Annotated in this window: 23 protein-coding genes and 3 pseudogenes; 13 read left to right on the forward strand and 13 right to left on the reverse strand. The window is 70.8% G+C overall.

What is annotated here, in order from left to right; genetic code table 11:
- Positions 1-116: 116 nt before the first annotated feature.
- Positions 117-428, reverse strand: a pseudogene (locus ACNFOC_RS14870) (AMP-binding enzyme); the annotation flags it as partial.
- On the opposite strand from ACNFOC_RS14870, the pseudogene ACNFOC_RS14875 reads away from it, so the two are divergent.
- The 4 genes and pseudogenes from ACNFOC_RS14875 to ACNFOC_RS14890 all read left to right on the forward strand — a co-directional run.
- Positions 429-1,532 (forward strand): annotated as a pseudogene (locus tag ACNFOC_RS14875) (GTP-binding protein); the annotation flags it as partial.
- A 288-nt stretch (positions 1,533-1,820) separates the two neighbouring features.
- A complete protein-coding gene (locus ACNFOC_RS14880; RefSeq protein ID WP_416959585.1) occupies positions 1,821-2,483 on the forward strand; it encodes a DUF4230 domain-containing protein in 663 nt (220 codons plus the stop codon).
- Between the two features lie 88 nt (positions 2,484-2,571).
- A complete protein-coding gene (locus tag ACNFOC_RS14885; protein ID WP_416959586.1) occupies positions 2,572-3,195 on the forward strand; it encodes a VanZ family protein in 624 nt (207 codons plus the stop codon).
- Positions 3,196-3,348: 153 nt separating this feature from the next.
- A complete protein-coding gene (locus ACNFOC_RS14890; protein ID WP_416959587.1) occupies positions 3,349-4,590 on the forward strand; it encodes a ricin-type beta-trefoil lectin domain protein in 1,242 nt (413 codons plus the stop codon).
- Positions 4,591-4,616: 26 nt separating this feature from the next.
- On the opposite strand, the gene ACNFOC_RS14895 is transcribed toward ACNFOC_RS14890, so the two are convergent.
- A complete protein-coding gene (locus ACNFOC_RS14895; RefSeq protein WP_406119211.1) occupies positions 4,617-4,853 on the reverse strand; it encodes a hypothetical protein in 237 nt (78 codons plus the stop codon).
- A gap of 80 nt (positions 4,854-4,933) precedes the next feature.
- Here ACNFOC_RS14895 and ACNFOC_RS14900 point away from each other — a divergent pair, with 80 nt between their 5' ends.
- Together ACNFOC_RS14900 and ACNFOC_RS14905 are read left to right on the forward strand one after the other, a co-directional pair.
- Positions 4,934-5,956 (forward strand): PHP domain-containing protein, encoded by a 1,023-nt coding sequence (locus tag ACNFOC_RS14900; protein WP_416959588.1) that lies wholly within the window; start codon positions 4,934-4,936, stop codon positions 5,954-5,956.
- Positions 5,957-6,253: 297 nt separating this feature from the next.
- Positions 6,254-7,219 (forward strand): SDR family NAD(P)-dependent oxidoreductase, encoded by a 966-nt coding sequence (locus tag ACNFOC_RS14905; RefSeq protein WP_416959589.1) that lies wholly within the window; start codon positions 6,254-6,256, stop codon positions 7,217-7,219.
- 14 nt (positions 7,220-7,233) lie between these two features.
- On the opposite strand, the gene ACNFOC_RS14910 is transcribed toward ACNFOC_RS14905, so the two are convergent.
- From ACNFOC_RS14910 to ACNFOC_RS14925, 4 genes are all read right to left on the reverse strand, one after another.
- Positions 7,234-7,884, reverse strand: coding sequence for a M15 family metallopeptidase (locus ACNFOC_RS14910; protein WP_416959590.1), 651 nt, complete (start codon positions 7,882-7,884; stop codon positions 7,234-7,236).
- 30 nt (positions 7,885-7,914) lie between these two features.
- Positions 7,915-9,204 (reverse strand): ROK family transcriptional regulator, encoded by a 1,290-nt coding sequence (locus ACNFOC_RS14915; protein WP_416959591.1) that lies wholly within the window; start codon positions 9,202-9,204, stop codon positions 7,915-7,917.
- A 66-nt stretch (positions 9,205-9,270) separates the two neighbouring features.
- Complete coding sequence (locus ACNFOC_RS14920; RefSeq protein WP_416959592.1) at positions 9,271-10,236, reverse strand: phosphotransferase family protein; 966 nt, start codon at positions 10,234-10,236, stop codon at positions 9,271-9,273.
- 24 nt (positions 10,237-10,260) lie between these two features.
- Positions 10,261-13,440 (reverse strand): cytochrome P450, encoded by a 3,180-nt coding sequence (locus ACNFOC_RS14925; protein ID WP_416959593.1) that lies wholly within the window; start codon positions 13,438-13,440, stop codon positions 10,261-10,263.
- A gap of 225 nt (positions 13,441-13,665) precedes the next feature.
- Between ACNFOC_RS14925 and ACNFOC_RS14930 the strand changes: the two genes are divergently transcribed.
- Together ACNFOC_RS14930 and ACNFOC_RS14935 are read left to right on the forward strand one after the other, a co-directional pair.
- Complete coding sequence (locus tag ACNFOC_RS14930) at positions 13,666-14,097, forward strand: DUF6234 family protein (RefSeq protein ID WP_416959594.1); 432 nt, start codon at positions 13,666-13,668, stop codon at positions 14,095-14,097.
- A 95-nt stretch (positions 14,098-14,192) separates the two neighbouring features.
- On the forward strand, positions 14,193-14,804 hold the full coding sequence (locus ACNFOC_RS14935) for a PAS domain S-box protein (RefSeq protein WP_416959605.1): 612 nt from the start codon (positions 14,193-14,195) through the stop codon (positions 14,802-14,804).
- Here the strand turns inward: ACNFOC_RS14935 and ACNFOC_RS14940 are convergent.
- Positions 14,735-15,673, reverse strand: coding sequence for a DUF3626 domain-containing protein (locus ACNFOC_RS14940; protein WP_416959595.1), 939 nt, complete (start codon positions 15,671-15,673; stop codon positions 14,735-14,737). The two genes, ACNFOC_RS14935 and ACNFOC_RS14940, sit on opposite strands and share 70 nt — an antisense overlap.
- A gap of 93 nt (positions 15,674-15,766) precedes the next feature.
- Between ACNFOC_RS14940 and ACNFOC_RS14945 the strand changes: the two genes are divergently transcribed.
- Positions 15,767-16,261, forward strand: coding sequence for an FBP domain-containing protein (locus ACNFOC_RS14945; RefSeq protein WP_416959596.1), 495 nt, complete (start codon positions 15,767-15,769; stop codon positions 16,259-16,261).
- A gap of 2 nt (positions 16,262-16,263) precedes the next feature.
- Here the strand turns inward: ACNFOC_RS14945 and ACNFOC_RS14950 are convergent, their stop codons facing one another.
- Complete coding sequence (locus ACNFOC_RS14950) at positions 16,264-17,265, reverse strand: quinone oxidoreductase family protein (RefSeq protein WP_416959597.1); 1,002 nt, start codon at positions 17,263-17,265, stop codon at positions 16,264-16,266.
- 161 nt (positions 17,266-17,426) lie between these two features.
- On the opposite strand from ACNFOC_RS14950, the gene ACNFOC_RS14955 reads away from it, so the two are divergent.
- Positions 17,427-17,993 (forward strand): CGNR zinc finger domain-containing protein, encoded by a 567-nt coding sequence (locus ACNFOC_RS14955; protein WP_416959598.1) that lies wholly within the window; start codon positions 17,427-17,429, stop codon positions 17,991-17,993.
- 33 nt (positions 17,994-18,026) lie between these two features.
- On the opposite strand, the gene ACNFOC_RS14960 is transcribed toward ACNFOC_RS14955, so the two are convergent.
- Positions 18,027-18,620, reverse strand: coding sequence for a TIGR03086 family metal-binding protein (locus ACNFOC_RS14960; protein WP_416959599.1), 594 nt, complete (start codon positions 18,618-18,620; stop codon positions 18,027-18,029).
- 114 nt (positions 18,621-18,734) lie between these two features.
- Between ACNFOC_RS14960 and ACNFOC_RS14965 the strand changes: the two genes are divergently transcribed.
- Both ACNFOC_RS14965 and ACNFOC_RS14970 read left to right on the forward strand, forming a co-directional pair.
- Positions 18,735-19,997 (forward strand): FUSC family protein, encoded by a 1,263-nt coding sequence (locus ACNFOC_RS14965; RefSeq protein WP_416959600.1) that lies wholly within the window; start codon positions 18,735-18,737, stop codon positions 19,995-19,997.
- A gap of 335 nt (positions 19,998-20,332) precedes the next feature.
- Positions 20,333-20,754: pseudogene (locus ACNFOC_RS14970) on the forward strand (cytidine/deoxycytidylate deaminase family protein).
- A gap of 291 nt (positions 20,755-21,045) precedes the next feature.
- Here ACNFOC_RS14970 and ACNFOC_RS14975 read toward each other — a convergent pair.
- Both ACNFOC_RS14975 and ACNFOC_RS14980 read right to left on the reverse strand, forming a co-directional pair.
- Complete coding sequence (locus ACNFOC_RS14975; RefSeq protein ID WP_416959601.1) at positions 21,046-21,420, reverse strand: hypothetical protein; 375 nt, start codon at positions 21,418-21,420, stop codon at positions 21,046-21,048.
- Positions 21,417-25,040, reverse strand: a complete 3,624-nt coding sequence (locus ACNFOC_RS14980) for a tetratricopeptide repeat protein (protein WP_416959602.1) — start codon at positions 25,038-25,040, stop codon at positions 21,417-21,419. Before ACNFOC_RS14980 ends, ACNFOC_RS14975 begins: the two co-directional genes overlap by 4 nt.
- Positions 25,041-25,155: 115 nt before the next feature.
- Here ACNFOC_RS14980 and ACNFOC_RS14985 point away from each other — a divergent pair, with 115 nt between their 5' ends.
- Positions 25,156-25,350 carry a zinc-binding dehydrogenase gene (locus ACNFOC_RS14985; protein WP_416959606.1) on the forward strand — a complete coding sequence of 65 codons (195 nt, stop codon included), beginning with the start codon at positions 25,156-25,158 and terminating at the stop codon, positions 25,348-25,350.
- Positions 25,351-25,365: 15 nt separating this feature from the next.
- Here ACNFOC_RS14985 and ACNFOC_RS14990 read toward each other — a convergent pair whose 3' ends face one another.
- Complete coding sequence (locus ACNFOC_RS14990; RefSeq protein ID WP_416959603.1) at positions 25,366-25,548, reverse strand: DUF397 domain-containing protein; 183 nt, start codon at positions 25,546-25,548, stop codon at positions 25,366-25,368.
- Positions 25,545-26,384: a helix-turn-helix domain-containing protein gene (locus ACNFOC_RS14995; protein ID WP_416959607.1), complete on the reverse strand. Its 840-nt coding sequence runs from the start codon at positions 26,382-26,384 to the stop codon at positions 25,545-25,547. The genes ACNFOC_RS14990 and ACNFOC_RS14995 overlap by 4 nt, the downstream gene beginning before the upstream one ends.
- Positions 26,385-26,652: the final 268 nt, after the last annotated feature.

A 26,652-nucleotide genomic window follows, 5' to 3' on the forward strand; every position in this document is an offset into this window, starting at 1 on the left:
ACCGCACGGGGGACCGGCCGCGACGGCTCAGGGGGAGCCGTCGCGGCCGACGTGTGTCCGGAACCGGTCCGGCCCCCCGAGCCCCACCGCGTTGACGGGAGACCCCTGGAGGTCCCTCATCTCCCCCGCAGCTCCCCCTTGACCACCTTCCCGCTGGCGTTCCGAGGCAGCTCCCCCACGAACTCCACCACCCGCGGCACCTTGTAGTTCGCCATCTCCCGTCGCGCCCAGGCGATCAGGTCGTCGCCGGTCAGTGTCACGTCCGGCCGCCGTACGACGTACGCCTTGCCGACCTCGCCGAGCCGTGCGTCCGGTACGCCGATCACCGCCACGTCCGCCACGTCGGGATGGACGCCGAGGAGCTGCTCTATCTCCGCCGGGTACGCGTTGAAGCCGCCGACGATGAACATGTCCTTGATCCGGTCGGAGTCTTCGCGGTACGCCCCGGCCCTGGCCGCGAACGGACGGCGTATCTGCGGCTCTACGACGGTGAGGTGACCCCGCACAAGCCGCTCACGTTCCGCCGCCACGGGGCGGACGGGCGGACCGTCGAGGTCTCCGGACGGGTCACGCGTCTCGATGTGGTCGGCCGCTCCGGGCCGCTCACCGCCGGGAACATCGGGGCGCTGACCGGCCCGAAGGACATCCGGGTCGGTGACCGGCTCGGCGAACTCACCGAGCGGGCACCGCAGTTCGCGCCGCCGACGCTGGAGACGGTCGTACGGGCGCGGCGGCCCGAGCAGGCGGCGGCGCTGCGTTCGGCGCTGCTGGCGCTGGCCGACCAGGACCCGTTGCTGCACGCGCGGCCGGCCGCGTCCGGGGCGACCGTGCTGCTCCTGTACGGGGAGGTCCAGAAGGAGGTCGTCGCGGCGACTCTCGTCCAGGACTTCGGCGTCGAGGCCGACTTCGAGCCGAGCCGGGTGCGGTTCCTGGAACGCCCGGCCGGGACCGGCGAGGCCTGCGACGAGTTCCCGTGGCACGACCACACCCACTACTGGGCGACGATCGGGCTGCGCGTCGAAGCGGCGGAGCGCGGCTCCGGCGGGGTCTTCGCGTACGAGACCGAACTCGGCGCGCTCCCACGGGCGTTCCACCAGGCCATCGAGGCCATCGAGGCCACGGTCCACGCGACCCTGCTCAGCGGGCTGCACGGCGCACCGGTGACGGACTACCGGGTCACCCTGACCCGCTCCGGGTACGCCGCCCCGATCAGCACGGCGGCCGACTTCCGCGGCCTCACCCCGATCGTGCTGCGCCGCGCGCTGCGGCTGGCGCGGACGCGGCTGTACGAGCCGTACGTCATGTTCGAGACGGAGGTCCCCCTGGACGCGCTCGCGCCGGTGACCGCGCATCTCGCCTCCAGCCGCGCCGAGTTCGCGGGGACGACGGGTGGCGTCGGCACCTGGCTGATCACCGGGGAGCTGCCCGCCCGCCGGGTGCGGGACGTTGAACTGGCCCTGCCCGCGCTCACCCACGGGGAGGGGATGTGGTGGTCACGGCCGTCGGGGGACCGTGAACTGCGGCCGCACTGAGGGGTGTTCACCAGCGCGGGGGCGGGAAACGGACGGCGCGGCCGGGGCACCCGTGGCGAGTGTCCCGACACGGACCGGACCGTGCTCCGGAAAGGTCACGGGACGCATGGGGCGGAGCGGCCGGGAAATGCTGTCTGCGGCCGCCCGGGACTCCTGGCGGGCCGGAACCATGACTTTTCACCCCTGTGCGCCCTCCATGCCCCCGTCAGCCGCACCATTCGACCAACAGGTCGGTCTGACAAGGCATTTGGGGGGCATGCGGATACCGAGGAAGGGAGGGCCGTCCCCATGACGACTTCCATCAGCCGTATACCCCGGCGCATGCCGGGCTGGGCGAAGGTGCTCACCGCCGTCGTCGTTGTGATCGCCGTGCTGTTCGCCGGGCTCAGGCTGGCCGTGCTCCCGGGACTGCGGGACATCTTCGGCACCGAGACCCAAGACCGTTCGGGTCCGGCGCTGCTCAAGTCCATTCAGGACATGAGCCGTTACGACGCGGCCTCCGGCAACTTCCAGGTCGTCGTGGACCTGGAGAAGGACGCCAAGTTCCTGCCCGACTCGATCCGCGGCACCCGCACGCTGTACGTCGGCGCGGGCACCGTGGAGGGCTACGTCGACCTCGGCAAGCTCGGCAAACAGGACGTGACGGTCAACAGCGACCGCACGTCGGCCAGCATCAAGCTGCCGAAGGCGACCCTCGGCAAGCCGGCGCTGGACCCGGACCACTCCTACACGGTCTCCAAGCAGCGGGGCCTGCTGGACCGCCTGGGCGACATCTTCTCCGACAACCCCAACAGCGAGCAGGCCGTGCAGAAACTCGCCTCCAAGCACATCGCCGAGGCGGCGAAGACCAGCGGCCTGACCACGCGTGCCGAGACGAACACCACCAACATGCTCAAGGGTCTCCTCGGCTCGCTCGGCTTCAAGACCGTGAACATCTCGTACAGCGCCTGACCGGACGCCGGCCGGCGAGGGCATCGCCGGCCGGCTCCCGGGTATCCGCCTGACGCCGCAGGAACGTTGACAACTGGAGGACCACCGCATGGCCCGTACCACCGCACGCCTGCGCACCACGAAGACGGATCCCGAACCGAAGCCGGCCCGCGCCGAGCGGCATCAACTCCCCCTCGTCCTGCGCGTGTTCTCGATGCTGCTCGCCTTCGCGTTCATGGTGGCGTTCGCCGTCGTCCTGGCCAAGCTCACCCTGGAGCCGTCCCCCGCGTCCAAGGCGCTCGTGCACACCAATCTGCACCCGGGCCGCTCCCTGAAGGCCTATCTCGACCAGCCGGCCATGCGGGACGCCATCAGGCAGATCGGCGGGAACGTGCTGCTCGGCATCCCGTTCGGCGTGCTGGTGCCGGTGTTCGCGCCCCGGGCGCGCGGCATCCTGCGGGTGCTGCTGCTGACGGCGACCGTGATGCTGCTGGTGGAGTTCGCGCAGGGGGCGTTGATCACCGGGCGGGCCTTCGACATCGACGACGTCATCCTCAACACCTCGGGCGCGCTGATCGGTTGGGTCCTGATGGGACGGCGGCTGGGCAAGGCCGTGCACGCGCGGAAGCCCGCGCCGAAGACCCCCAAGGCCGAGAAGCCGGCGAAGCCCGCGAAGGCGGCAAGGACAACAAAGGCATCGAAGGCGTCCAAAGCGCCGAAGGCCACTTCATGACCTTCGACTACCGGTCCGTAACATTCAACTACTGGTCCGTACCAAGGTATTGACGCTCCCCTTATCTCATCCCTTAAATCAAGAGGCGACGCTTTCACCCCCCACCTCAGTCGGCGTGCCGGTCCCCACGACCGCCGAAAAGAAGGGAATGACGTGGCCTCCCCACGCATGTTCCGCAGATGTCTCTTCGCCGCCCTGTCCGCCGCACTGGTCGCGTCCGCCGCGATCGGTCCGGCGCGGGCGGCTTCCTCGTCGGCCGCCCAGGCCGACGCCGTCACGTTCTCCGACACCTTCGACGGAGCCGCCGGCAGTGCCGTCAACTCCTCGAAGTGGACGCTGGAGACCGGCGACAACGTCAACAACCACGAGCGCGAGTACTACACGTCGGGCACCAACAACGCGGCGCTGGACGGCCAGGGCCACCTGGTGATCACGGCCAAGAAGGAGAACCCGGCCAACTACCAGTGCTGGTACGGCACTTGTCAGTACACCTCGGCCCGGATGAACACCTCCGGGAAGTTCAGCGCGCAGTACGGGCACGTCGAGGCCCGGATGAAGATCCCGCGCGGGCAGGGCATGTGGCCCGCGTTCTGGATGCTCGGCACCGACATCGGCTCGGTCGGCTGGCCCAACTCGGGTGAGATCGACGTCATGGAGAACGTCGGCTTCGAGCCCTCCACGATCCACGGCACCATCCACGGCCCCGGCTACTCCGGCTCGGCGGGCATCGGCGCCGGCTACACGCTGGCGAACGGCCAGGCCTTCGCGGACGCCTTCCACACCTTCGCGGTCGACTGGGCGCCCAACTCCGTCAAGTGGTCGGTCGACGGTGTCGTCTACCAGACGCGCACACCCGCCGACGTGGGCGGCAACACCTGGGCCTTCAACAAGCCGTTCTTCCTGATCCTCAACCTCGCGGTCGGCGGCTACTGGCCCGGCGACCCCAACAGCTCCACGGCCTTCCCCGCCCAGCTGGTGGTGGACTCGGTCTCGGTGACCACCAGCGACACGGCCACCGGGGCGGCGATCAAGGGCCTGGCCGGCAAGTGCGTCGACGTCAACGGGGCGAGCTCGGCCAACGGGACCGCCATCCAGCTCTACGACTGCAACGGCTCGGCCGCCCAGCAGTGGACCGTGGGCTCCGACGGCACGATCCGCGCGCTCGGCAAGTGCCTGGACGTCGCCAGTGGCGGCACCGCGGACGGCAGCAAGGTCCAGCTCTACGACTGCAACGGCAGCGCCGCGCAGCAGTGGGTCGTCAGCTCGGCGAACGACATCGTCAACCCACAGGCGAACAAGTGCCTGGACGTCACCGGCAACACCTCGGCCAACGGCACCCCGCTCCAGATCTGGACCTGCTCGGGCGGCGCCAACCAGAAGTGGACGGTCGGCTGACCTCGTAGAACCTCGGTGTTCAGTGCCTAGTGCGGCATCCAGGTGAGCTTGTCCCCGCCGACCCAGCGGACCACGTCCGGGTCGTCCAGGTCACTCACCGTGATGCCGCACACGGCCGCGACCTCCAGGACGTCCGTGAGAGTTCTGGCCTCGCAGACCATCTGGCCGTCGATCTCCACGATGCGGAACGGCGGGGTGCCCGGCTGCACCTTGAGCACCATGATCCGCGGGTGGGAGATGTGCGGGCTGGCGATTTCGGTCATGCAATAGAGCCTAGAACGCATCACGCGGACGCGAGTGGTCCACGGCGCCCGGCCGGGGACCGCTCGCGGGAGGAGGCTCGATGGATCCCGTGCAGGCACTGGACCGGATCGCCTTCCTGCTGGAACGCTCCCTGGCCCCGACGTACCGCGTACGCGCCTTCCGTACGGCGGCCAGGGTGCTGGCGGCGCTCCCCGAGGGCGAGATCGCCGAACGCTCCGCGGCCGGGACGCTGGAGTCCCTCAAGGGCATCGGCCCGAAGACCGCCCAGGTGGCCCGTGAGGCCCTGGACGGGCGGGTTCCCGCCTATCTGGAGCAACTGGAGGCGGAGGCCCCCGCCCCGTCCGGCCCCGGCGGCGAAACCCTGCGCGCCCTGCTGCGCGGCGACTGCCACCTCCACTCCGACTGGTCGGACGGCGGCAGCCCGATCGAGGAGATGGGCCGTACGGCGGCCCTGCTCGGCCACGAGTGGGCGGTGCTGACCGACCACTCCCCCCGGCTGACCGTGGCCCGCGGGCTCTCCCCGGAGCGGCTGCGCGAGCAGTTGGACGTGGTGGCGGCGCTGAACGAGACCTGGGCGCCCTTCCGGCTGCTCACCGGCATCGAGTGCGACATCCTCGACGACGGCTCGCTGGACCAGGAACCGGAGCTGCTGGAGCGGCTCGACGTGGTGGTGGTCTCCGTGCACTCGAAGCTGCGCATGGACGCCCGCGCCATGACCCGCCGCATGGTGGCCGCCGTACGGAATCCGCACGCGGACGTCCTCGGGCACTGCACCGGGCGGCTGCTGATCGGGCGGGACGGGGGTGCCGCGCGGCCGGAGTCGGTGTTCGACGCGGACGAGGTGTTCGACGCGTGTGCCGAGTCGGATACGGCCGTGGAGATCAACAGCCGTCCGGAACGGCTGGACCCGCCGAGGCGGCTGCTGCGGAAGGCCGTCGACGCCGGGGTGCTGTTCTCCATCGACACCGACGCGCACGCGCCCGGACAGCTCGACTGGCAGCTCAACGGCTGCGCGCGGGCGGAGGAGTGCGGGGTGCCCGCCGAACGGGTGGTGACGACCTGGCCGGCGGACGCGCTACTGGACTGGACCAATGGCGCGTGATGCACATCACCGGTCGCTGCGGCGTACACAGGAACACTCACCGGTAGTTCCCCGTTGAACAGACTGTGGGTGCGGAGGGAACAGTGTCCCCGGGCCTCAACCTCCGCCCACAGGGAAGATCGTTCGGCTGAAGCCCTGTGGAGCCTTTCGCCGCGAGGCGACCGCCGTCCGTGCCCACCACCTGGCCGCCCCGGCCGTGATTCCCCCGTCGCGGTCGGGGCTTCCCCATGTCCGGGTTCGCGCGCCCGCTCTCCTTCGCTTGACTTCGAGCGCGCTTCAATTCGTAGCGTTCCTCCCATGACCACTGCACAGCACAAGATCGGTTCGGGATTCGACGCGAAGAGCACCGCCGACGACGTCCTGGAGGGCCTCGACCTCGGGGGAAAGCTCGCGATCGTCACCGGTGGATACTCCGGCCTCGGGCTGGAGGCCACCCGCGCGCTCACCAAGGCGGGCGCCCAGGTGATCGTCCCGGCCCGCCGCCCCGACGCCGCCCGGGAGGCCGTGGCCGGACTGCCCGGTGTCGAGGTGGACGAGCTGGACCTCGGCGACCTGGAGAGCGTGCGCGGCTTCGCCGAGCGGTTCCTCGCCTCCGGCCGCACCGTCGCCTACATGATCGACAACGCCGGGATCATGGCCTGCCCGGAGACCCGGGTCGGGCCCGGCTGGGAGGCGCAGTTCGCCACCAACCACCTCGGCCACTTCGCCCTCGTCAACCGGCTCTGGCCCGCGATCGAGTCGGGCGGCGCCCGTGTGGTGTCGGTGTCGTCGAGCGCCCACCACAACTCCGGGATGCGCTGGGACGACGTCCAGTGGAGCCGGGGCTACGACAAGTGGGAGGCGTACGGCCAGGCGAAGACCGCGAACGTCCTGTTCGCCGTCCACCTCGACAAACTCGCCGCCGACCGGGGCGTCCGCGCCTTCGCGCTCCACCCGGGCGGCATCCTGACGCCGCTGCAACGCCACCTCCCCCGGGCGGAGATGGTCGAGCGCGGCTGGGTGGACGAGCAGGGCAACGCGCTCAACCCCGAGGGGTTCAAGACCCCGGAACAGGGCGCGGCCACCGAGGTGTGGGCGGCGACCTCGCCCCAACTGGACGGCATGGGCGGTGTCTACCTGGTGGACTGCGACATCGCCGAGCCCGCCACCGACGGCGACGAAGACCGCACCCACGTCAAGTCCTGGGCGACCGACCCCGAGCAGGCCGCCCGTCTGTGGAAGCTGTCCGCCGATCTAACCGGTGTGGACGCGTTCACCGGATAGTTCCGGGCACGGCTTCACGAAGGGTCGAGGTCCTTCGGCCCGTAGAGGGCAGCGGGCGCGCCGCTCATCAGCGCCCAGTAGCGGTCTCCGTACGACCAATGCCACCACTCCGTCGGGTAGTTGACCAGGCCGGCCGCACCGAGCGCCTTGCCCAGCACGGCGCGGTTGGCCCTGGCCTCGGCGGTGATGTTGTCGGCGCCGGTGTAGCAAGCCCCCTCGCTCTCCTCGGGGTTGGCGTTCATCGGCGTACCCATGTCGAGTTCGCGACCGTCGGCGTCGGCGAGGGTCAGGTCGACGGCCGCGCCCGCGGAGTGCGGGGCGATCTCGGGCGGGGAGACATACCGGCTGGCGGCGGACCGGACGCGATCGGCGGACCAGTCCGGGTTGGCGGCGCGCAACTCGTCGCCGTAGCCCTCGAAGTAGCGGCGCTGGAGGGCCGGCGGCCGGTATCCCTCGACGAACAGTAGGCGCAGGCCGTCGGGCAGCAGGGCTTCCGCTTCCAGGAGCCGGTCCAACACGCCCTGGCGCAGGTGGAGTTCGGCGCCGCTGTCCTTCTTGCGGCCGTCGACCAGCAGCGCACCGCTCACGTCGACGAGGGGCTCCCCGCACTCCTCGACGGGGATGGCGGCGACCCGGGCGTCGGACATCAGGATGATCTCGCTCATGGAGTGATCATCCCCCAACCGCCCGCCCCCTCAGTGCGGGGCGCGTTCCTCCAGTGCCGTGCGCCAGGCGGGCGGCGGGCCCTCGGTTTCGGGTTCGGCGCGGCGGCCGCCGCGGGCGAAGAAGTCGGCGAGGGGGAGGATCGCGGCGCCGACGGTGACCGCGTCGGGGCCGAGCCGGCCCAGCTCGATGGTCACGCGTCCGGCGGGGTGGCGCAGCGCGTAGGCGGTGGCGTGGTGGCGTACGGCGGGCAGGAAGCGGGAGCCGAGCTGGAGTCCGGCCCAGCCGCCGATGAGGATGCGCTCGGGCTGGAAGAGGTTGATCAGGTCGGACAGGCCGGCACCGAGGTATTCGGCGGTCTCCTCCAGGACGGCGAGCGCGACGGGGTCGGCCTCGGTGCCCTCGGGCGGGTAGGCGGCGACCAGCAGCGCGGTCATCGCGGTCTCCTCGTCGGTGCCCTCCGGCGGGCGTCCGCCCTGCTCGCGCCAGCGGTCCAGCAGCGACTCGGCGCCCGCGTACGCCTCCAGGCAGCCGAGGGCTCCGCAGCGGCAACGGCGGCCGCGGACCCGTACGGTCAGATGCCCCCATTCGACGGCCCGCCCGTTCTCCACTTCCGGGGTGACCAGGCAGGCGCCGACGCCGGAGCCGAAGAGGACGACGATCGCGTTGCGCGCGCCACGCCCACCGCCGAACCACATCTCGGCCTGGCCGAGGGTCTTGGCGCCGTTGTCGATGAAGTACGGGACGGCGTCGGGGAGTTGGGAGGTGGAACGGAGCAGCTCTTCGAGGGGGACCGCGTCCCAGCCGATCGTCTGGCCGTGCACGACGGCGCCGTGGTCCGGGGTGTGCTCGACTATGCCGGGCACGCCGATGCCTACGCCGAGGAGCTGTTCCGGTGCGATGTCGGCGGCGGCGAGGACCTCGGCTATGCCGTCGCGGATGTGGCCGACGATGACCTCGACCTCGTAGCTCTGCTGCTCCAACGGGCGTTCCGCGCGGGCCAGTTCGGTGAGGGTGAGGTCGAACACCTCGACGCGGACCCGGGTCTCCCCGACGTCGACGCCGATCATGTGGCCGCTGTGCGGGGCGACTTGGAGCAGGGTGCGGGGGCGGCCGCCGTCGGAGTCGACGCTGCCGGCCTCCTCGACCAGGCCGTCGGCGACGAGGTCCGCGACGACATTGCTCACCGAGCCGGAGCTGAGCCCGGTCGCCGGGCCCAGTTCGAAGCGGCTGAGGGGTCCGTCGAAGTACAGCCGTTGCAGTACGGCCGTGCGGTTGGCCCGCCTGAGGTCGCGTACCGTGCGCCCGTTCCGCCCCGCCATGTGGCTCCTTCCGAACCCCGCACCCTCTTAATTCACGCCCTGAACTAAGGGGCGGTGGAATGCACACTACGTGGTGGAAGCCGTCTCGTCGATCTCTCCCAGGGCGGCGAGGAGCTCGGGTCCGACCTTCTCCCGCCGCCAGCGGTTCTCCTCCTCACCGAACTCCCGGGGGACCGCCTCCGCGAGCATGATCAGGTAGAGGTAGCTGCGGTAGAGGGCGTAACGGAGGCGGGCCGACCGGTCGAACTCGGCCCGGCCGCCCGCCTCCCGGTACCCCGCGAGGAACGCCTCGTCCTTCCTGATGTCCCCGAGCAGCGCCAGGGACACGAAGTCGGCGAGGGGGTCGCCCCAGAACATGCGCTCGCCGTCGATGAGGCCGCCGACACGGGGTGTTCCGGTCGTGCGGTCGACCAGAATGTTGCCCTGCCACAGGTCGAAGTGGACGGCGCTCGGGACGGTGATCTCGTCGAGGGCGGGGTACGCCGTCCGGGCTGTGCGGGCGATGTCGTCGGCGGGGAGCGGCAGCCAGGCCCGGTAGCGGCGGGTGTCGTCGAGGACGGCGTCGTAGAGCGTCGTGAACGCGGTCCGCCAGTCGGGGGCGAGCGGGCCGAGGGCGCCGGAGGGGTAGCCGAAGCCGGGGCCGGTGATCTCGTGCAGTCGGGCGAGTCGGCGGCCCAACTCCGTGCGCAGGTCGGCCACTTCGGCATCCGTGAGGGAGTCGTCCCAGGGTTCGCCCGGGCAGAGCGTCATCAGGAGGGTGTCGCCGTCGAGGACCACGACACGCGGCGCCGCCACCCCGGCCTTAGCGGCGGCGCCGTAGAAGTCGGCCTCGGAGATGAGCAGTTGGCGTTCGTGCGCCAGGCCGGGGGCGGTGGGCGCGGTCTTGAGGACGTAGCGGCTGCCGTCGGTGAGGGTGAGTTCCTCGACGGTGTTGTAGGTGCCGCCGCCCATGGGGCGGAGGTGGGCGAGGTCGCCGGGTGGGATGCCCGCCGAGCCGAGTGTCTGCCGGGCCCGCTCCCAGGAGTCCGTCACCGTGCGTCCACCTCTCCCTCTCGGTCAGCCGGCGGCGTACACGTCCTCGACGTAACGCCCGTCCGCCATCAGTGTGTTGAGCCACCGCTCGGCCGCCGCGCCGTCGGCGCCGGTCGTGCGGTCCCGGTACAGGGTACGGAACGCCTCCCGCACGCCCGGTGCCATGCGGGAGCCGTCACCGCAGACGAACACCCGGGCGCCCGACTCGAGCAGGGCCCACACCTCGTCGGCCTCGGCGGCGACGCGGTGCTGGACGAAGGTCACTCCGCCCGCCGGGGCCGCGCTGAAGGCGGGGCGGAGCGAGACGGCTCCGGCGTTCTCGGCGGCGCGGAGTTCGTCGGCGTGGAGGTAGTCGGCGTCGGGTGCGTCGCAGCCGAAGTAGCAGAGGGCCGGGGCGAGTTCGGCGCCGGAGGCGAGGGCGGCCGTACGGTCGGCGATGGTTCCCCGGAAGGGGGCGAGGCCGGTGCCCGCCGCGATCATCACGACCGGGGTGGAGTCGTCGATCCGGAAGGCCTCGCGGCACGGCTGGACGCGGGCGTACACCGTGTCGCCCGGCGCGACGGTGTTGAGGTGACCGGAACCCGTGCCCCGGTAGACGCCCTTGCCCGAGCGGGCCGGGGCCTCCAGCAGGGAGACCATCAGGTCCGCGTGGCCGGGGTCGATCGCGGGCGAGGACGAGATCGAGTAGTGCCGGGGGCGCAGCGGGGTGAGCAGGTCGAGGAGCGTGGGCCAGTCCAGGGCGCCGCGCAACGCCGGGTGGTCCTCGACGAGTTCGACGAAGGTACGGGCGTCGTCGGTGAGGGCGGCGAGGGCCGTGCGCTCGGGCGGGCAGGGGTTGGCGGCGGCCAGCGCGACCAGCTGGCCGGCGGTCAGGCGTTCCTGCAACTCGACGTGGTGGGTGAGGAGTTGACGTACCGTCACAGGCCGGTCGACCGCGAGACCGTCGCGGCGCGGGCGGGCCGGGCGGATGTCGAGCACGGCGTCGAGGTCGACGCCGAGGGCCGCGGCGGCGCGCTCGACCAGAGCCGGCGCGTTCACGGGCAGGACGGTCAGGTGGTCGGCGGTGCGGTAGGCGGTCCCGTCCGGCAGGGCCACGCGCACGAAGCGCTTGCGGCGCGGGTGGCCCGGTGCGGTGAGGTCGTGGGCCTCGGTGACGGTCATGGGGACGAGACCGTGCCGTTCGGCGAGGGCGTCCAGGTGGCCGCCGGTGAGGGTGCGGACCTCGTAGGCGGTGGCCGGTTCGACGGGTTCGGCGGCAGCCACGGCGTCGGGATCGCCGTACGTCTCCAGGATTGCCGTGCGCAGCCGGTCCGTGAACTCCCTTACGGCGCCCGCGAGATCGCCGGAGGCGTCGGCCGCGGCGCGGTCGGTCAGGCGGGTGGCGCCGAGTTCGGCGAGGCGGGCGTCGACGCGGGTCGGCATGTGCTGGTAGGTGGCGGCCCAGTTGCGGTCGCCGACGCCGAGGACGGCGTACGTCACGCCGGCGAGGTCGTGCGTCTCCTCCAGCCAGGCGGCGAAGGCGAGGGCGTCGTCGGTGGGACGGCCGTTGTAGGAGGCGGAGGTGATGACGACGGGCCGGTCGGTGGGCAGTCCGTCCGCGTACGCGTCCAGCGGCGCAACTTCCACCGAGCACCCCAACACGGCTGCCTCGTCCGCCAGTTGGGCGGCGAACTCGCGGCAGGTGCCGTAGTTGCTGCCGTGCAGGAAGAGGGCCGCGGTGCCGGGGCGGACTCGGGCGGGCAGGGTGGCCGTGTCGGCCGTAGGAGTCGCGGGGGCTTCGACCGCACCCGGAAGCGGCGTGTGCACACGGTCGGCGGGGGTGCGCGGGGTGAGGGTGAGCGTGAAGCCGTCGGGCTTGAGGGTGAGGGTCTCCTTCACCGTGAGCCGGTAGTCCGCGTGGTCGTGCAGCCGGTAGCGGTGGACGAGCATCGCGAGCAGCATGGTCGCCTCGTGCAGCGCGAACTGCCGTCCGATGCAGGCCCGTTCACCGGTACCGAACGGCTTGAAGGCGTGCACGGAACGTGCCGCCTCCGCCTCGGGCGTGAAGCGCGAGGGGTCGAACAGCTCGGGGTTGTCGCCCCAGCCGGGCTGCCGGTGCAGCATCGGGGCGATCACGGTGACGGCCTGTCCGGCGCTGAGCGGGATGCGCCCGCCGAGCACCGTGTCCTCCAGCGCGTGCCGGCTGAACGCGGCGGCCGTGGGCCACAACCGCAGTGCCTCGTTGAGGACTTGGCGCGTGTAGGTGAGCCGGCCGACCTCGTCGTACGTCGGTTCCGGGTCCGCCGTGTCGCCCCACAGCGCGTCCACCTCGCGCTGCACGAGCTGGAGCACCGCCGGATGCTTGGCCAGGTAGTACAGCGCGAACGACATCGCGCCGGACGTCGTCTCGTGGCCCGCGATGAGGAAGGTGATCACCTGGTTGCGGATGTTTGCGGTGTCGAGCGTCGTGCCGTCGGCCGGGTGCTCGGCGCTGAGCATGAGTCCGAGGAGGTCGCCTGCGTCGGCCTGGTCGGTGCCGGTGCGGGCGGCGATGACCTCGTCGACGACCTGGGCGAGGTAGTCGGCGTCGGCCCGGAAAGCAGCGTCGGCCGCCGAGTGGTCCTCGCCCGGGACGCGCGCGAGCCGGGTCATGCTCCACTCCAGGCAGCGGACCATGGACTCGACGAAGGGATGCGGCTCGTCCCGCTCGAACGACCCGAAGTCGTAGTCGAATCCGGCGAGTCCGATGGTGTCGAGGGTCATCCGGGTCATGTCGTCGGGCACGTTGACGGGCTGCCCGTCACGGGCGCCGCGGTCCCAGGCCCCGACGAGCCGGCGGGCCACCTTCAGCATCACGGGGTGGTAGGTGCGCATCGAGCCGAGCGCGAACGCGGGCATCAGGATGTCGTGCGCCTTGGCCCAGTTGGGCTCGTCGTTGTACGCCGTGAAGAGTCCGTCGGCGGCGAAGGCCCGGACGTTCTCCAGGGCGGGCCCGATGTGCTTGGCGAACCGCCGCTCGTCGGCGAGGTCGGTCACCAGGTCCAGATCGCTGACGAAGAGCGTGTCCCGCCCGTGCAACCGCCGTACGAACACCGGTCCGTGACGGCGCATCAGGTCCATGATCTGCTGCATCGGGGTGCGGCCGGGGCCGGTCGCGGTGATGTCGACGACGGGCACGCCCGGGAGCGTGTCGACGGGCTGGGGGTGCGGCGCGGTGGGGGGCATGGCGCGACAACTGCCTTTCGCGGTACGGAAGTACTGCGCTCCAGCGTGCTCGCCCCGCCCCGGCGGACCGCGCCACGGGACTACATGATCGTGTAGCGAAAAGCACCGATGGCGTCTTGCGCGGACGGCTCCGTCCGGCTAACCCGTCACCCCGGCACGGCGGGCGAGGCGAACTGAGTGCGCGTACTCATGCGCGCCCCGCGACCGGCACGGCACTGTGTGGTCATGACCCAAGCACTGCCGGAGCGTCCGGCACGGGGCAGCGGATGGCCGTGGTCCAGCCGGACGTCTCGTCCTTCGGACATCACCGCCGCCGTCGTCCTGTTCCTCGGCGAAACCGCCTTCTTCGCGTGGACGACCTTCGGCCATGGCATGGCGATCTGGGCCGCGCAGGGCGACCAGGCCGAGATCGACGCGGCGACGCTCGCCGACATCGCCTGGATGGAACACTTTCTTTTCGTCGTGCTGGCTCTGGCGGGGCTCGCGGCGCTCTCCCGCGCACCGTGGACGCTGGTGTCGCACCTCCTCGGCGCCTTCTTGGTGGCCGCGGTGTTCACGAGCGTCCAGAGCGGCTACGACCGTGCTCATCCGGCCCCCGCGCCCACTCCGGGCGTCTCCTACACGCCCTGCCTCAGCGGCAGTGGGAAGTGCCACTGAGCTGCATGATTGTGTAGGGCGGCAGGACGGCGTGGCAGGAGGTGCCGGTGGACTGGACCCGCAGGGAGGGCGTGGTGTGGCGCAACCGTGCCCTGATGCTCTTCGACCGGGTGTCGGTGCCGGTCGCGGTGTGTGATGTGTACGGCTCGGTGCAGGTGGCCAATCCCGCGATGGCGGCGGAGTGCGGTACGACGCCTGGGCGGCTGCGCGGCCTGGACGTGCTCGACCTGTTCCAGCCGCAGGAGTCGGGACAGGTGGAGCGGATCGCGCAGGCACTGCGGCTGCGGCACCGGTCGCGGTACCAGGTGTCGGTACGGTGGCGGGCCCCGAACGGCGCCGACCGCTATGGGGAGTTGACGGCCGACCCGGTCAGCGACACCGTGGAGGACACACCGGCCCTGCTGGTCATGCTGCGTGTGCAGGGCGAGGGCGAGCCCCATGACGGCGGGCCCGGCGAGGACACCCCCGCGCGGGTCACCCCGATCGAGGCCCGCATCCTGGCACTGCTCGCCGGGGGCGCCACCACCGCTCGCGCGGCCCGCGAGACCGGCCTCACGACGGACGGCGTGACCTATCACCTACGGCGCCTCTCGGCCCGATGGAACGCGGCGAACCGTACGGAACTGGTCGCCCGCGCCTATGCACTGGGAGTGCTCACGCCGGGGGTGTGGCCGCCGGCGCCGGTCACAGCCGCCGACGAGCGGTAGGCCGTACCCGCCCCCTCCGGCGCCCCGAAGCGGGCGAGGGTGTGCCAGACCATCTTCAGGTCCTGGAGTTCGTAGCGCCCGGTGCGGGCCGCGTCGCCGATGACGCGTGGGTCGACGACGCCGCGCTCGGCGATGCGGGCACCGAGGTCGGCGTACTCCTCGCCCCGGTAGTCCGCGTGGCGCCGCAGTTCCGACACGGTGAGCCGGTAGCCGGGGTGCCATTCGACGGGGCAGGGCAGGCGGCGGGCGGCGGTCTCGACGGGCGTGCCCCGGTAGCTCGCGTCGAGGACGAGGGCCTCCGCGTCCCGGGCGAGGACGACTCCGCCGTGCACCTGCGTCTCGATGTAGTCGTTCAGGGCGTCCTGCTCGTCGGCCTCGGCGAGGGCGACGAGGGACATGCCGGCGGCCACGCCGAAGTCGGTCGGTTCGGCCGCGCTGTCGGGGTAGCAGAAGGTGGCACGGGCGAGCGTCCCGGCGCCGAGCCGCAGATGCGAGGAACCGAACCGCGGCGCCGCGCCCACCACTTGGTGCCGGAAGTTGAGCGCGCCGTACACCGGTCGCTCGGGCGCGGGGGCCTCGTCGTAGGCACCGGCGAAGATCCGGCTCTCCCAGCGCCAGCGGTCGCCGCCGGGGTGCGCGGTGAGGCCGCCGTTGCTGGTGCCGGTGACGAACTGCGAGTGGTACGTGCCGTCCTGGGCCAGCGCGTCGAGGATCGGGCGGCCGGTCGCCGTCCGGTCGGGGTGGAAGTTGAGCGTGATGCGCAGTCGCGGGTCGACGGCCGGACCCGACGATCCCTCGGCCACATGCCGCAGCGCCCGCGCCTGTCGTGCCCCGACACCCTCGGCACCCTCGACGCCCCCGAAATCCATTGGCTCCTCCACCGCTCGCCTCACTACCCTGATGCCGAAACCTAGACCCCCTAGGTTTCGGCATCGGACCGGACACCGTCCCAGGAGCCCCCCATGAGATCACTCACCGAGCACGACATCCGCGACTCATTTGTCAACTGCTCGAAGGGCGAGGCCAAGCGGCTCGCGGTGCCCCGCGATCTCGACACCCGCCCCTGGGGCGACCTGGACTTCCTGGGCTGGCGAGATCCCGGGGCGCCCGACCGCAGTTACCTCGTCACCGAGCGGCCGGACGGGCTGGTCGGCGTCACGCTCCGCTTCCCGTCCTCGCAGCGCGGCTTTCTGCACCGCAGCATGTGTTCGCTGTGCGTGACGACCCGCCCGGGCGGCGGTGTCTCCCTGATGACCGCGCGTAAGGCAGGACCGGCGGGCCGCGAGGGCAATTCGGTCGGCCTGTACATGTGCACCGACCTCGCGTGCTCGCTCTACGTGCGCGGCAAGAAGATTCCCGAGTCGGGCATCCGCATCGAGGAGAGTCTGACCGTGGAGCAGCAGATCGACCGGGCGGTGGGAAATCTGTCCGCGTTCCTCGACAAGCTGTACGTCTGACCTCAGTCCTCCCCCACGGCGATCACGATCTTGCCCCGGTTGTCCCGCCGCTCCAGCCGCTCGTGAGCGGCGCGTGCCTCGGCGAGGGGTACGACGGTCTCGATCGGCACGCGGTACGTACCCGCGGCGACCCGCTCGGCGAGTTCACGCAGGTCCGGGCGAGGGTCGTAGCCGCCGTGGATCTGGAGGTTGGTGAGCTGGAAGCCGAGGATCGACGCGTTCTTCGGATAGAAGTCGCGGGTGTCGACGGTGCTCGGCTCCAGGGCGACATTGGCGAGGGCGACGACCCGGCCGCCGTGTCCGATCTCGCGCAGGCTGCGCCCGAAGGCCTGTCCGCCGACCGTGTCGAGAATGACGTCCGCGCCCCGGCCGCCGGTGAGCCGTAGCACCTCGTCGACCTCCGCGTCGTCCGGGAATTCCGAGGTGTCGAGGGTGGCTTGGGCGCCGAACTCCCCTGCCCAGGCGGCCTTTTCGGGTGATCCGGCGAGGGCGACGACCCGGGCGCCGGTCTCGGCGGCGATCTGGACGGCCGCGGTGCCGACCCCGCTCGCGGCGGCCTTCACGATCACCGTGTCCTCCTTGGTGACGCGGGCGAGGTGCCGCAGGCAGTACCAGGCCGACAGCCAGGCGACGGGCAGCGCGGCCGCGTGCGTGAGGTCGATCCCGTCGGGCAGGGCGGTGACCCGGGTGGCGGGTACCACCGCCAACTCGGCATAGAAACCGGGTGAGTTCACGCCGTCGAGGGCCACGACCCGTTGCCCGACGGTGAATCCGGTGACGCCCTCCCCCAGCGCGGCGACCGTGCCGGCTCCCTCCACTCCCGGGATCAGCGGCGGCTTCCCGGCCCGGTGGTAGTTCCCGGACCTGATCAGGGCGTCCGCGCGGTTCACGCCCGCCGCGGCGACCCGCACCAGCACCTCCCCGGGGCCCGCGACCGGGTCGGGCACCTCGACCGGTACCAGCACTTCGGGCCCGCCGAACTCGTCGATCCGTACCGCACGCATACCGCACCTGCTCCCTGCCACGGCCACCGAATCCGGGCCGATCCGACTGACACCTCTTGAACTGGTGTCACCATGCGACACCGGATGAACCGGTGTCAAGAGCTGCCGGTCGCCGTCCGGTACACCGCATGAACCGGTGTACGCGAGGTAAGCTCGCCGCCATGACCATCCCGCCCGTCTTTCCGTTCATCGGCGGTCGCCCGTGCCTGAACTTCGTGGCGACGCTCGGCAAACGGCACGGCACCCCCGTCGAGCGGCTCCCCGACCCCGCGGCCCTGGCCGGCTGGATCACGGAGGCGGAGCTGTCGGCGGGTGCCGGGCCTGTACGGGTCACGGCCCGGGAGCTGACGGACGCGCGCACCCTGCGCGAGGCGCTCTACCGTGTCGTACGGGACGCGATGGCCGGGCGGGAACCGGCGGCGGCCGATGTCGAGCGGATCAACGAGGCCGCCGCGCGGCCGGATCTCGCGCCCCAACTGGGCGCGGAACGCTGGAAGTCGGCGCATCCGGCGCGCGCGGCGCTGGCGACGGTGGCCCGGGACGGCGTTCTGCTGGTGGGCAGTCCGCTGCTGGAGCGGGTCAAGGAGTGCGAGAACCCGGAGTGTTCACTGCTGTTCCTCGACGACTCCCAGGCCCGCCGCCGCCGTTGGTGTTCGATGGACCGCTGCGGCAACCTCGCGAAGATCGCGGGCTACCGGTCCCGCAGTCGGGCGTCCGCCACGTCGTAGAGGTGGAGCAGTGGTACTCGGCCCGGGTCTCCCTCAGGATGCGACGGGCGTCCAGTGCGGGTCGCGGCCGAGGAAGGCGAGGAGCGCCTCGGCCCGGTCGTACTCGTCCCCCACCTCCAGCGCGGGCGCGAACACCCGGTAGGACTCCCGGAGTTGATCGACGAGCCGGTCGGCGGCCGGCCAGATCCCCTCGGCCAGCTCCGCCGCCAGCGGCCGGTTCTGGCCGGTGGCCGCCGCGATGTCCCAGGCGTGCACGGCCGCGTCCATGGCGGCCGTCGCCGCGGCGAACGGGAGGGGCATCGGGCCCAGCGGGGTCGGCACCTGGTCGGCGTCGGCGGGCAGGTGGGCGTAGCCGTCCGCCACCGCGCGCAGCACCTTGTCGAGCTCGGCGACCGGGTCCCCGTCCAGGGCATCCTCGGGGTGGAAGGGGTCGGAGCCGGGCCGGTCGCCGGTGAGGACGAGGCCGTAGGCCTGCTGGTCGATGCGTGCGTGGTTGAGGACCTGGCGTACCGTCCACTCGCTGCACGGCGTGGGCGCCGCCCAGGCCGCCTCGGGCACGGCGGCGACCACCTCGCGCAGATAGTCGTGCGAGCGGGTCAGTACCTCGATGCCCTGGATGTTCGTCATGAACGCTCTCCTCCCCTTCGCTCCGTGCGGTGATGCCAATCTAGAAGGCCTTGCGGACAGCTACGGTCCTCAACGAGCACGTTCAGCGCACCCCTGAGAGGGAATAGGCCAAGGATGCGAGATGTCCGTGAGTGGACTGCGCCACTGGTGCGGTTCCTGGGACGGCACCGGGACCCGGTGGTCGTCCAGACGCTGCGGTCGGCGACCGCGGCGACGGTCGCGTACGTCGTCGCACTGCGCCTGAGCCCCGAGCCCGCGCCGCTGACCGCTCCCCTGACCGCGCTCCTCGTCGTCCAGGTCACTCTCTACGCCACCCTCACCAACGGCATCCGCCGGGTGAACGCCGTGGTCGCGGGCGTCCTGGTCGCCATCGCCTTCAGTCTGCTGGTCGGTCTGACCTGGTGGAGCCTGGCCCTGCTGATCGTGGCCGCACTGGTCGTCGGACGGCTGGTCAAGGTCGACGAGTACGTGCCCGAGGTGGCGATCAGCGCGATGCTGGTCCTCGGGGTCACCACGGTCGGCAACACGGCCTGGGCGCGGGTCGTGGAGACGCTGATCGGCGCGGTCGTCGGGCTCGCCTGCAATCTGCTGCTGGCTCCCCCGGTCTGGGTGGACGAGGCCGGCGAGTCGATCGAGGGGCTGGCCCGTCGGCTACGGCGGCTGATGCGGCGCATGGGCGAGGAGGCGGCGGGCCGTACCCCCGTCGACCACGCCACCGCCCGGTTGCACGAGGCGCGGCGGCTCGACCACGACATCGTCGAGGTGGACGCGGCCCTGAGGCAGGCCGAGGACAGCCTGCGGCTCAATCCGCGCGTACGGGAGGGACTGCTGCACCGGGTCGTGCTGCGGACCGGCCTGGACACCCTGGAGATCTGCACGGTCGTGCTCCGCGTCCTCGCCCGCACCTTCACCGACCTGGCGAAACAGCGCGACCCCGAGCCGCTGTTCGCACCGCCGACGGGCGCCGCCGTGGAACAGCTGCTGTCCGAGATCGGCGACGCCGTGGTCAGTTTCGCGGTGCTGGTGACCACCGATGTGTCGGTGAGCGCCGAGTCCGCGGAGTCGCGGCTCACCACCGAGCTGCACACGGCGGCCGCGACCCGCGACAAGCTGGCCCAGCTGCTCCTGGAGGAGGTCCAGCGCGACGCGGCCCAGTGGCAGCTGCTGGGTGCCGTGCTGACCGAGGTCAACCGCATGCTGGACGAGCTGGACACCGAGCACCGCTCGCGCCGGCTGCTGGAGGAACTCGACCGGTGTACCGCCGAGCAGCGGGAGCGGATGCCGCGGCTTACCTGGCTGCGGGAGCGGGCGCGCTCCAGCAGGGTGCGTATCGCCGTGCGTGCTTCGAGGCGGGCCAGAGGGGCGCCGAGGCAGTAGTGGATGCCGTGGCCGAAGGCCAGGTGGCCGGGCTCGGGTGTCGTAGGTCTCGATTCGGTTGGGCGGAGCGGCAGTTGGGCCGTGGCGCAGCTTCAGCCGGCTGTGCGGCGAGTGCGGTGTCGAGGGCGGTGCGCGCGTCGGTGGCGGCCGGTGCCGATCGCCGTGTCGGCGGGCGACACCCTTGATGCGACGGCACTGACCGCAGCAGTCACAAGGAACAGAGCAGCATGATCCCGTGCAAAATCACCTGGCGGAACGAGCGCACCGCCGATATCCGTTTGCACGCCATCGCCACTCGGGTCAACGTCGCCTGACACCTGACGAAGGCAGAGAAGATGACCACGCGGACCCACCACGTCGACCACGAACTCATCCAGGCCGCGGCGCACGTCGCGCGCACTCGCTGCCGGGACGACAACCACACCATGGCGGCCGCGGCACGCGCGCGAGACGGCCGGATCATCACGGCGGTGAATGCCTACCACTTCACGGGAGGCCCCTGCGCCGAGCTGGTCGTCATCGGCGCGGCAGCCGGCCAGGGCATCTACGAGCTGGACACGATGGTCGCCGTGGGCGACCGTGACCGGGGGTTGTTCCCCCGTGCGGCTGCTGCCGTCAGGTCCTTCTCGAGTACTTTCCCGCCCTCAAGGTCATCGTCGGCGAAGGCGACCGCGTCCGAACCGTCCCGGTCACCGACTTGCTGCCCGAAAGCTATGTCTGGGCCGACCATCAACTCGACCAGGTCGACGCCGAGTAGACCGCGGCATTCGGCTGTCCGACGCCGACGGTTGCTGGGGTTGTCGTGCAGGAGCGGGCGTTCGGTCGTTTGCGGCTCTGGTCGGGTCTGCGGCTCAAGCACTGGGTTGGCTGTGACGCAGATGTACCCCGCCATTCCCCCTGACTTACCGCTTCATGTGGCACGGCCTGAGGGGGTGAGGCAGCCGATACTTGTCCTTGAGGACGCGACCCTCTCCCGCTGACAGTCGCGGTCCCGGGTTCGTCGGGCGGGGCGGACCGGGTCCGGGCTGGCGGGCGGCGCTTCCTGGGTTCAGGTTTCTGAGGGCTCGTCGGCGATGAGGTCCAGAAGCTGGTCGGGGGTGAGAGTGGCAAGGTCGACGGAGCGGTCTTCGCGCACGAGCCGTACCGTCGCCTGCTGCGCCCTGAGCTGTCGGGCGCGTTCGATGAGCTCGCTGGCGCGGCGCCGTTTGTGGATGCGGTCGGCGATGTCCGCGACCGCGAGCATGGCCGATGGGATGGACACGATCAGGGACGTCAGCGCGAGGGGATCGACGCCCTTGGTGTCCGGATCGGTCGCCGGTTCCGCTGTCGGAGCTGGTTCGGGTGGGTAGCCCCAGTTCGCGGTCAACGCGGCGACGCTCTTCTCGGCGGCTTCGACGTCCGCTCCGACAAACTCGATGATCATGATTCCTCGGTTCCATCGTCGGTGGCCTTGAGCAGCTCATCAAGCAGGTCAACAGCGTCTGCGAAACCGATCTTGGCGGCAGCGGCTCGGCTCGTCTGACACACCTGTCGGGCCTGCTCGCGTTCACCCACGGCCAGCAGAAGTCGCCCCAAGGTAATCCCGACGACCGCGATGCCATCCGGCCGTTGAACCTTCAGAAAGAGCTGAAATGAGGTGAGCAGCCTCGGCACTGCCGCGTCGAGATCCTGGTGACTCAGATCGATTTGCGCAAGGTCCCAGTTGGCTGCCGCGATGCCGTCCATGTCGCCGAGCTGCTCATTGACTTCCAAGCGCTTGAGCTGCAGTTCTAGGGCCTCGTCGATCTCGCCCCGCTGCTGGAGGATGTCGGCGATCTTTCCCCAGGTGACTGCGGTCGAGCGGGTGTCACCGATCCGCTCGTATACCGGCAGTTCGACCTCGCGGCGGATCCGCAGCGCTTCGTCGATCTCGCCCCGCTGCTCGAAGATGTCAGCGATCTGGCCCCAGGTGACTGCGGTCGAGCGGGTGTCACCGATCCGCTCGTATACCGGCAGTTCGACCTCGCGGCGGATCCGCAGCGCTTCGTCGATCTCGCCCCGCTGCTGGAGGATGTCGGCGATCCTTCCCCAGGTGACTGCGGTCGAGCGGGTGTCACCGATCCGCTCGTAGACCGGCAGGGTGTCCTCGCGGTAGATCCGCAGTGCTTCGTCGATCTCGCCGCGTTGCTGGAGGATGTCGGCGATCTTTGCCCAGGTGACTGCGGTTGAGCGGGTGTCACCGATCCGCTCGTAGACCGGCAGGGTGTCCTCGCGGTAGATCCGCAGTGCTTCGTCGATCTCGCCGCGTTGCTGGAGGATGTCGGCGATCTTTCCCCAGGTGATCGCGGCTGAGCGGGTGTCGCCGGCGTCGGTGAACAGTTGGCGGGCCTGGTGGAGCAGGTCCTCGGCCTGGTCGACCTCGCCGCGGGTGATCAGACGGTTGGCGTGGTCGTAGAGGACTGCGGCGTGGTCGACCGGGTCGGTCTGCCGGTCGCTGGTCCGGGTCTGCTGGACGGCACGGTGGAGCAGGGTGTCCGCGTGGTCGCCGTCGCCGCTGGTGACGGCCGCGTCGGCGACGGCCCGTAGCAGGATGACAGGAACCTCGTGGTCGTGGTGGTCGAGGAGGGCGATCGCGTGGTCGCCTAGCTCAGCGGCGGTGGAGGCGAGACCTTCCCGCAGGGCGGACACGGCCGCGGCGGCGCAGTCGGCGGTGATGGTCGGGTTGTCGGCGACCAGGGCCAGTTGGGTCAGCTGCAGGTCCAGGTCGCTGCCGCGCGCGGGTCGGGGCGTGGCACCGCCCCACCGGGCGTACAGCGGTTCGGCGGCCACGGTGGCGAGGGCGGTTCGCTCGTCGGGGGTGAGGGGGGCCAGGCGTCCGGCCGCGAGGGCGTTGGCGGCCAAGGCCGGGGAATCGGGGCGGTGTTGGTCGGGAAAGGTGTCAAGGAGCCCAAGGCCGCACAGGCGGGACGCCGATCCGCCGACAGCGGCGGCGAGGATATCGATGACGGGTTGCGGGACCGGGACGGTGAACAGGGTGCAGGCCCGCAACAGGTCACGGTGGGCAGGGCCGGCCTGGTCGAGGAGAGTGTCGAGAGCCAGTTTCTCCAGGAACTCGCCGATGTCGGAGTTGTCGGCTGGGAGGTCGCCCTGGTGAAGGTAGGTCTCCATGCCGGTGACGGCGGCCTCGGCGCGGGCCTGGTCGACCTGGCTGCCGTAGACCAGGCGCAGCCCGATGAGGTCCTGCAGCCCGGGGTTGCCGCAACTGACGTCCAGGGCCCGTCGGGCCAGGTCGGCGCGCTCGGTCCGGTACTCGGCCGGGGCGAGATCCTGCTGACGGCGTTGGAGCTTGCGCTGGGCCGCCGGCGACAGTGGCTGCAACTGGACCGGTTCGAGTCGGGCCTCCAGCCCGTCGAGAGTGAACGTGTAGCGGCTGGTGACCAGCAACCGGCTGTCGGTGATGGCCGGGTCGAACGCTGAGAGCACGTCGGCGAGCGTGGTGGCGTGCTCGGGGTCGACCCGGTGCGGGCCGTCAGGGTTGGCGGTCAGGATCTGTTCGAGATCGTCGATGATCAGCAGGAGGGGTTTGCGAACGTCGTCGAGTTCCTGGGCGCACGGTCCGGCCAGCAGATCGATCAGTAGCGGTTTGAGGAGGTCCGGCTGTTGGCGGATCTCGGCACGCCTCGCTTCGATGAGAGTGCGGGCATTGGGGTTGGCGGCGAGGGCGTCGGCTATGGCGTCGAGGATCGCCGTCGGGCTGTAGTCGCCGAACACGACCGCGACGGCCCGGTTGGGGTGCCGGTCGGCGATCCGGGCGGCCAAGCTCGACTTGCCCAACCGGCCCTGCCCGTGGAGCAGGACCCCGGCCTTCTGCCCACCGCGCAAGGCCCGCAGCGTGTGCTGCAGTTCCGTGCGGCGGCCGACGAACATCTCCGCGGCCGCGACCGGTAGTTGGTGCTTGCGGTCCAGGAACGTCTTGGTCACATGGTGGGGTGGCACCATCTGGCGTTTGCGGGTTCCCGCGACCAGCGGACCGCCACCGGCCGGCCCCAGCCACAGCCGTGCCAGGTGCCATTCGGCGCGCTGGCGATCATCGGAACAGGCCAGCAGGTGGCGGCGGGCGTCAGCGACGGCCTCGGCCACCTCGACACGGCGGCTGAGCTGCCGGTACAGGCGTTCGGCGAAACGGGTGGCGGCCTGGTCGCTGACCGAGCCCTCCCAGCCGATGACCGCAGGAATCCCGGCGGTCACCAGCCCGGTGGCCATCGAGTGCGCCACCGACACGCCGGGCTCGGCTGCCGGACCGCCGCGGTGGTTGGCGCCGCCGGGAACATGCCCGGTCACGTCGGCACCGGTGGCGGTCAGACAGGCCGACACGAACGCCAGCAGCGGCCGAGGAGTCAACAGGCCCACCAGCGCGTCCGCGCTAGTCGGGCGCCCGTCCCCGAGGTCATCCTCCATCAGCAGGACGGGGGTTGCGGGCGCGTCGGGTTCCGGACGCCAGTTGTGCAGCCCGTGACACGACAGGTGAACCACCGGCATCCCGCCGAGCTCGGACAGACGCAGGCCAAGATGCTCGGGATTGCCGGAGTCCTCGACGACGAGATCGAGGCTCGTCTCCCCGACGGCGTTGAGGATGGCCATCTCCTCGGCCTCGAAGTCCAGTTCGTGCTGGCCCCGGGGTGCCGAGGCCATGAACGCCACCCCGAGCCGGTACTCGTCCAGGGCCTGCGCCGGGCTCGGCTGACCAAGCCGACGCGCCACGGCGAACAGCTTCGACTTCTCGGCGGCGAGGAACTCGCCCTCGGGGGCGGCAAGCAGCTCGTACGGGGCCCGCAGCAGTGCCCACGCAGCTGTGGACGGTTTCGCCGGCGCGCGGACCTCGAACACCAGCGGCGCCGACGCCTCATCGAGCAGGCGCGTCAACTGGCCGAGATCGCCGTCGAGCCACCGATACAACTCGCGTCCCACCGCGAGCAGCGTCTGGTTCTTGGAGCCGTTGCGCACGGCATCCACATACTGGCTGGCGACGGCGTTGAGCAGGTCGACGTCAGAGGTCTGCAACATCCGACGGGGTCCGATCCGCTGGCCATCAATGACCAGCTCAAACCCGTTGACGCCCACAATCAGCCCGGTAACCATACGTCATCTTATCGTCACCTACCGCCACTTCGGGGTCGGTATGGCGGCTCAGCCATCCGATGGGATCCGTTCCGCGGCTGCCTCGTCCAGTACGAGGCGCCGGTCTGTCGAGGCGGGGGATGTGCGGCCCGTGATCGGTGCGGTGTTTCCGATGGGCGACGTTCCGGAGGCGCACCGGAGGCTCGAAGCGGGCGGTGTGCGGGGGAAGTTCGTGATCGATGTGCGGGAGGTGTAGCGGGATTGCTTGGGCTCAGGGGGTGTTGAGGGTTGCGGTGAACTTCGTCCAGGTGGTGGGGGTAAGGCGGAGTATCGGGCCGTCGGGGGTCTTGGAGTCGCGGATGGCTATGGTGCCGGGGATGTTGCGGGCGACTTCAAGGCACTCGCCGCTTCCACTGCTGTAGCTGGACTTCACGAAGTCGAAGCCGTTCGTCACTGCATGTCCTCGCTGATGCTCTCGATCAGGCTGAGCGAGTCCTTGGGGGCCAGACTCAGTCGTGCCGTGCGTTCGAAGAACGAACTGTACGTCGAGCTTTCGGCGTCGTTTTCGACCCACACGGTAGCCGCGATGCTGTCGACGTGGACCACGTCCACCGCCTCGGTCTCGGCGAAGGAGATGATGTTGAACGAGCCCGCCATGCACGCGTGGCCGCCGGCCCGGAAGGGCAGCACCTGGAGGCGGACATTGGGAAGTTGAGCCGTCTTCAGCAGGTTCTGCAACTGCGCGCGCATCACCTCGGGGCCGCCGACCTGCTGCCGTAGCGCGCCTTCTCCGATCACCGCGTAGACCTGGAGTGGCTCGGGCGCCGACAGGCGGGCCTGCCGCCTCATTCGGACGTCGACGAAACCCTCGATCTCGTCGGGGTCCTGCCACAAGCCCTCGCTGACGACCACCCCTCGGGCGTACTCGGGTGTCTGCAACAGGCCGGGCACGAAGGCCTGTTGCCAGGTCCGCACGCGGGTCGCCACATCCTCCATCGCGATGTACTCGGCCATGGCCTCTGCCTGCGGCGAGTGCTGCCACCACCCCTTGGCCTTCCGGCGCTCGCGGTCGAGCTTCGCCAACTCCAGTAGTCGGGCTACGGATTTCGGCTCCTCCAGCCCGTAGAACTCGCACAGCACCCGGATGTCGGGGTCCCGCATGGGCACCCAACCCCGTTCCATCTTCACGATCTTCGAGTTGGTCGCGCTGATGGTCGCGGCGGCCTGTTGCTGGGTCTTTCCAGCAGCGTCACGCAGGCGCAGCAGCTCGCTACCGAGCTTGCGTCCCAGCACAGTTGACGCCCTGTTTCCCAGTTCAGCTGATCGGTTCACGTCCCAAGTGTCGCTCTACCGCCGTCACGAGTCGACGACTTTCGAGCATCGGAGACAATTGTCTCCGAACGACTTGCGCCCGAGCCAACTGGATCGCTACGGTCGGTGCTCGTCAGCTAACTCTGCGGCGCTCATTGGTGAGCCAACCGCACACGGAGGTGTGCCATGACCGAACCCCCCACCGCCCGCGACGCCGACCCCGTCCCCCACGAGGACCGTCTCGACT

The organism is Streptomyces colwelliae (assembly GCF_048158785.1).
GTDB lineage: Bacteria > Actinomycetota > Actinomycetes > Streptomycetales > Streptomycetaceae > Streptomyces.

What these genes read in the sequence shown, in the direction of transcription:
- ACNFOC_RS14960 (WP_416959599.1), bottom strand. Translation starts at nt 18,620, where the DNA reads ATGACGAACATCCAGGGCATCGAGGTACTGACCCGCTCGCACGACTAT.
- ACNFOC_RS14885 (WP_416959586.1), top strand. Translation starts at nt 2,572, where the DNA reads ATGGCCCGTACCACCGCACGCCTGCGCACCACGAAGACGGATCCCGAA.
- ACNFOC_RS14955 (WP_416959598.1), top strand. Translation starts at nt 17,427, where the DNA reads ATGACCATCCCGCCCGTCTTTCCGTTCATCGGCGGTCGCCCGTGCCTG.
- ACNFOC_RS14905 (WP_416959589.1), top strand. Translation starts at nt 6,254, where the DNA reads ATGACCACTGCACAGCACAAGATCGGTTCGGGATTCGACGCGAAGAGC.
- ACNFOC_RS14965 (WP_416959600.1), top strand. Translation starts at nt 18,735, where the DNA reads ATGCGAGATGTCCGTGAGTGGACTGCGCCACTGGTGCGGTTCCTGGGA.
- ACNFOC_RS14945 (WP_416959596.1), top strand. Translation starts at nt 15,767, where the DNA reads ATGAGATCACTCACCGAGCACGACATCCGCGACTCATTTGTCAACTGC.
- ACNFOC_RS14915 (WP_416959591.1), bottom strand. Translation starts at nt 9,204, where the DNA reads ATGGCGGGGCGGAACGGGCGCACGGTACGCGACCTCAGGCGGGCCAAC.
- ACNFOC_RS14980 (WP_416959602.1), bottom strand. Translation starts at nt 25,040, where the DNA reads ATGTTGCAGACCTCTGACGTCGACCTGCTCAACGCCGTCGCCAGCCAG.
- ACNFOC_RS14880 (WP_416959585.1), top strand. Translation starts at nt 1,821, where the DNA reads ATGACGACTTCCATCAGCCGTATACCCCGGCGCATGCCGGGCTGGGCG.
- ACNFOC_RS14895 (WP_406119211.1), bottom strand. Translation starts at nt 4,853, where the DNA reads ATGACCGAAATCGCCAGCCCGCACATCTCCCACCCGCGGATCATGGTG.
- ACNFOC_RS14930 (WP_416959594.1), top strand. Translation starts at nt 13,666, where the DNA reads ATGACCCAAGCACTGCCGGAGCGTCCGGCACGGGGCAGCGGATGGCCG.
- ACNFOC_RS14925 (WP_416959593.1), bottom strand. Translation starts at nt 13,440, where the DNA reads ATGCCCCCCACCGCGCCGCACCCCCAGCCCGTCGACACGCTCCCGGGC.
- ACNFOC_RS14985 (WP_416959606.1), top strand. Translation starts at nt 25,156, where the DNA reads ATGGCGGCTCAGCCATCCGATGGGATCCGTTCCGCGGCTGCCTCGTCC.
- ACNFOC_RS14900 (WP_416959588.1), top strand. Translation starts at nt 4,934, where the DNA reads ATGGATCCCGTGCAGGCACTGGACCGGATCGCCTTCCTGCTGGAACGC.
- ACNFOC_RS14910 (WP_416959590.1), bottom strand. Translation starts at nt 7,884, where the DNA reads ATGAGCGAGATCATCCTGATGTCCGACGCCCGGGTCGCCGCCATCCCC.
- ACNFOC_RS14950 (WP_416959597.1), bottom strand. Translation starts at nt 17,265, where the DNA reads ATGCGTGCGGTACGGATCGACGAGTTCGGCGGGCCCGAAGTGCTGGTA.
- ACNFOC_RS14975 (WP_416959601.1), bottom strand. Translation starts at nt 21,420, where the DNA reads ATGATCATCGAGTTTGTCGGAGCGGACGTCGAAGCCGCCGAGAAGAGC.
- ACNFOC_RS14940 (WP_416959595.1), bottom strand. Translation starts at nt 15,673, where the DNA reads ATGGATTTCGGGGGCGTCGAGGGTGCCGAGGGTGTCGGGGCACGACAG.
- ACNFOC_RS14935 (WP_416959605.1), top strand. Translation starts at nt 14,193, where the DNA reads ATGCTCTTCGACCGGGTGTCGGTGCCGGTCGCGGTGTGTGATGTGTAC.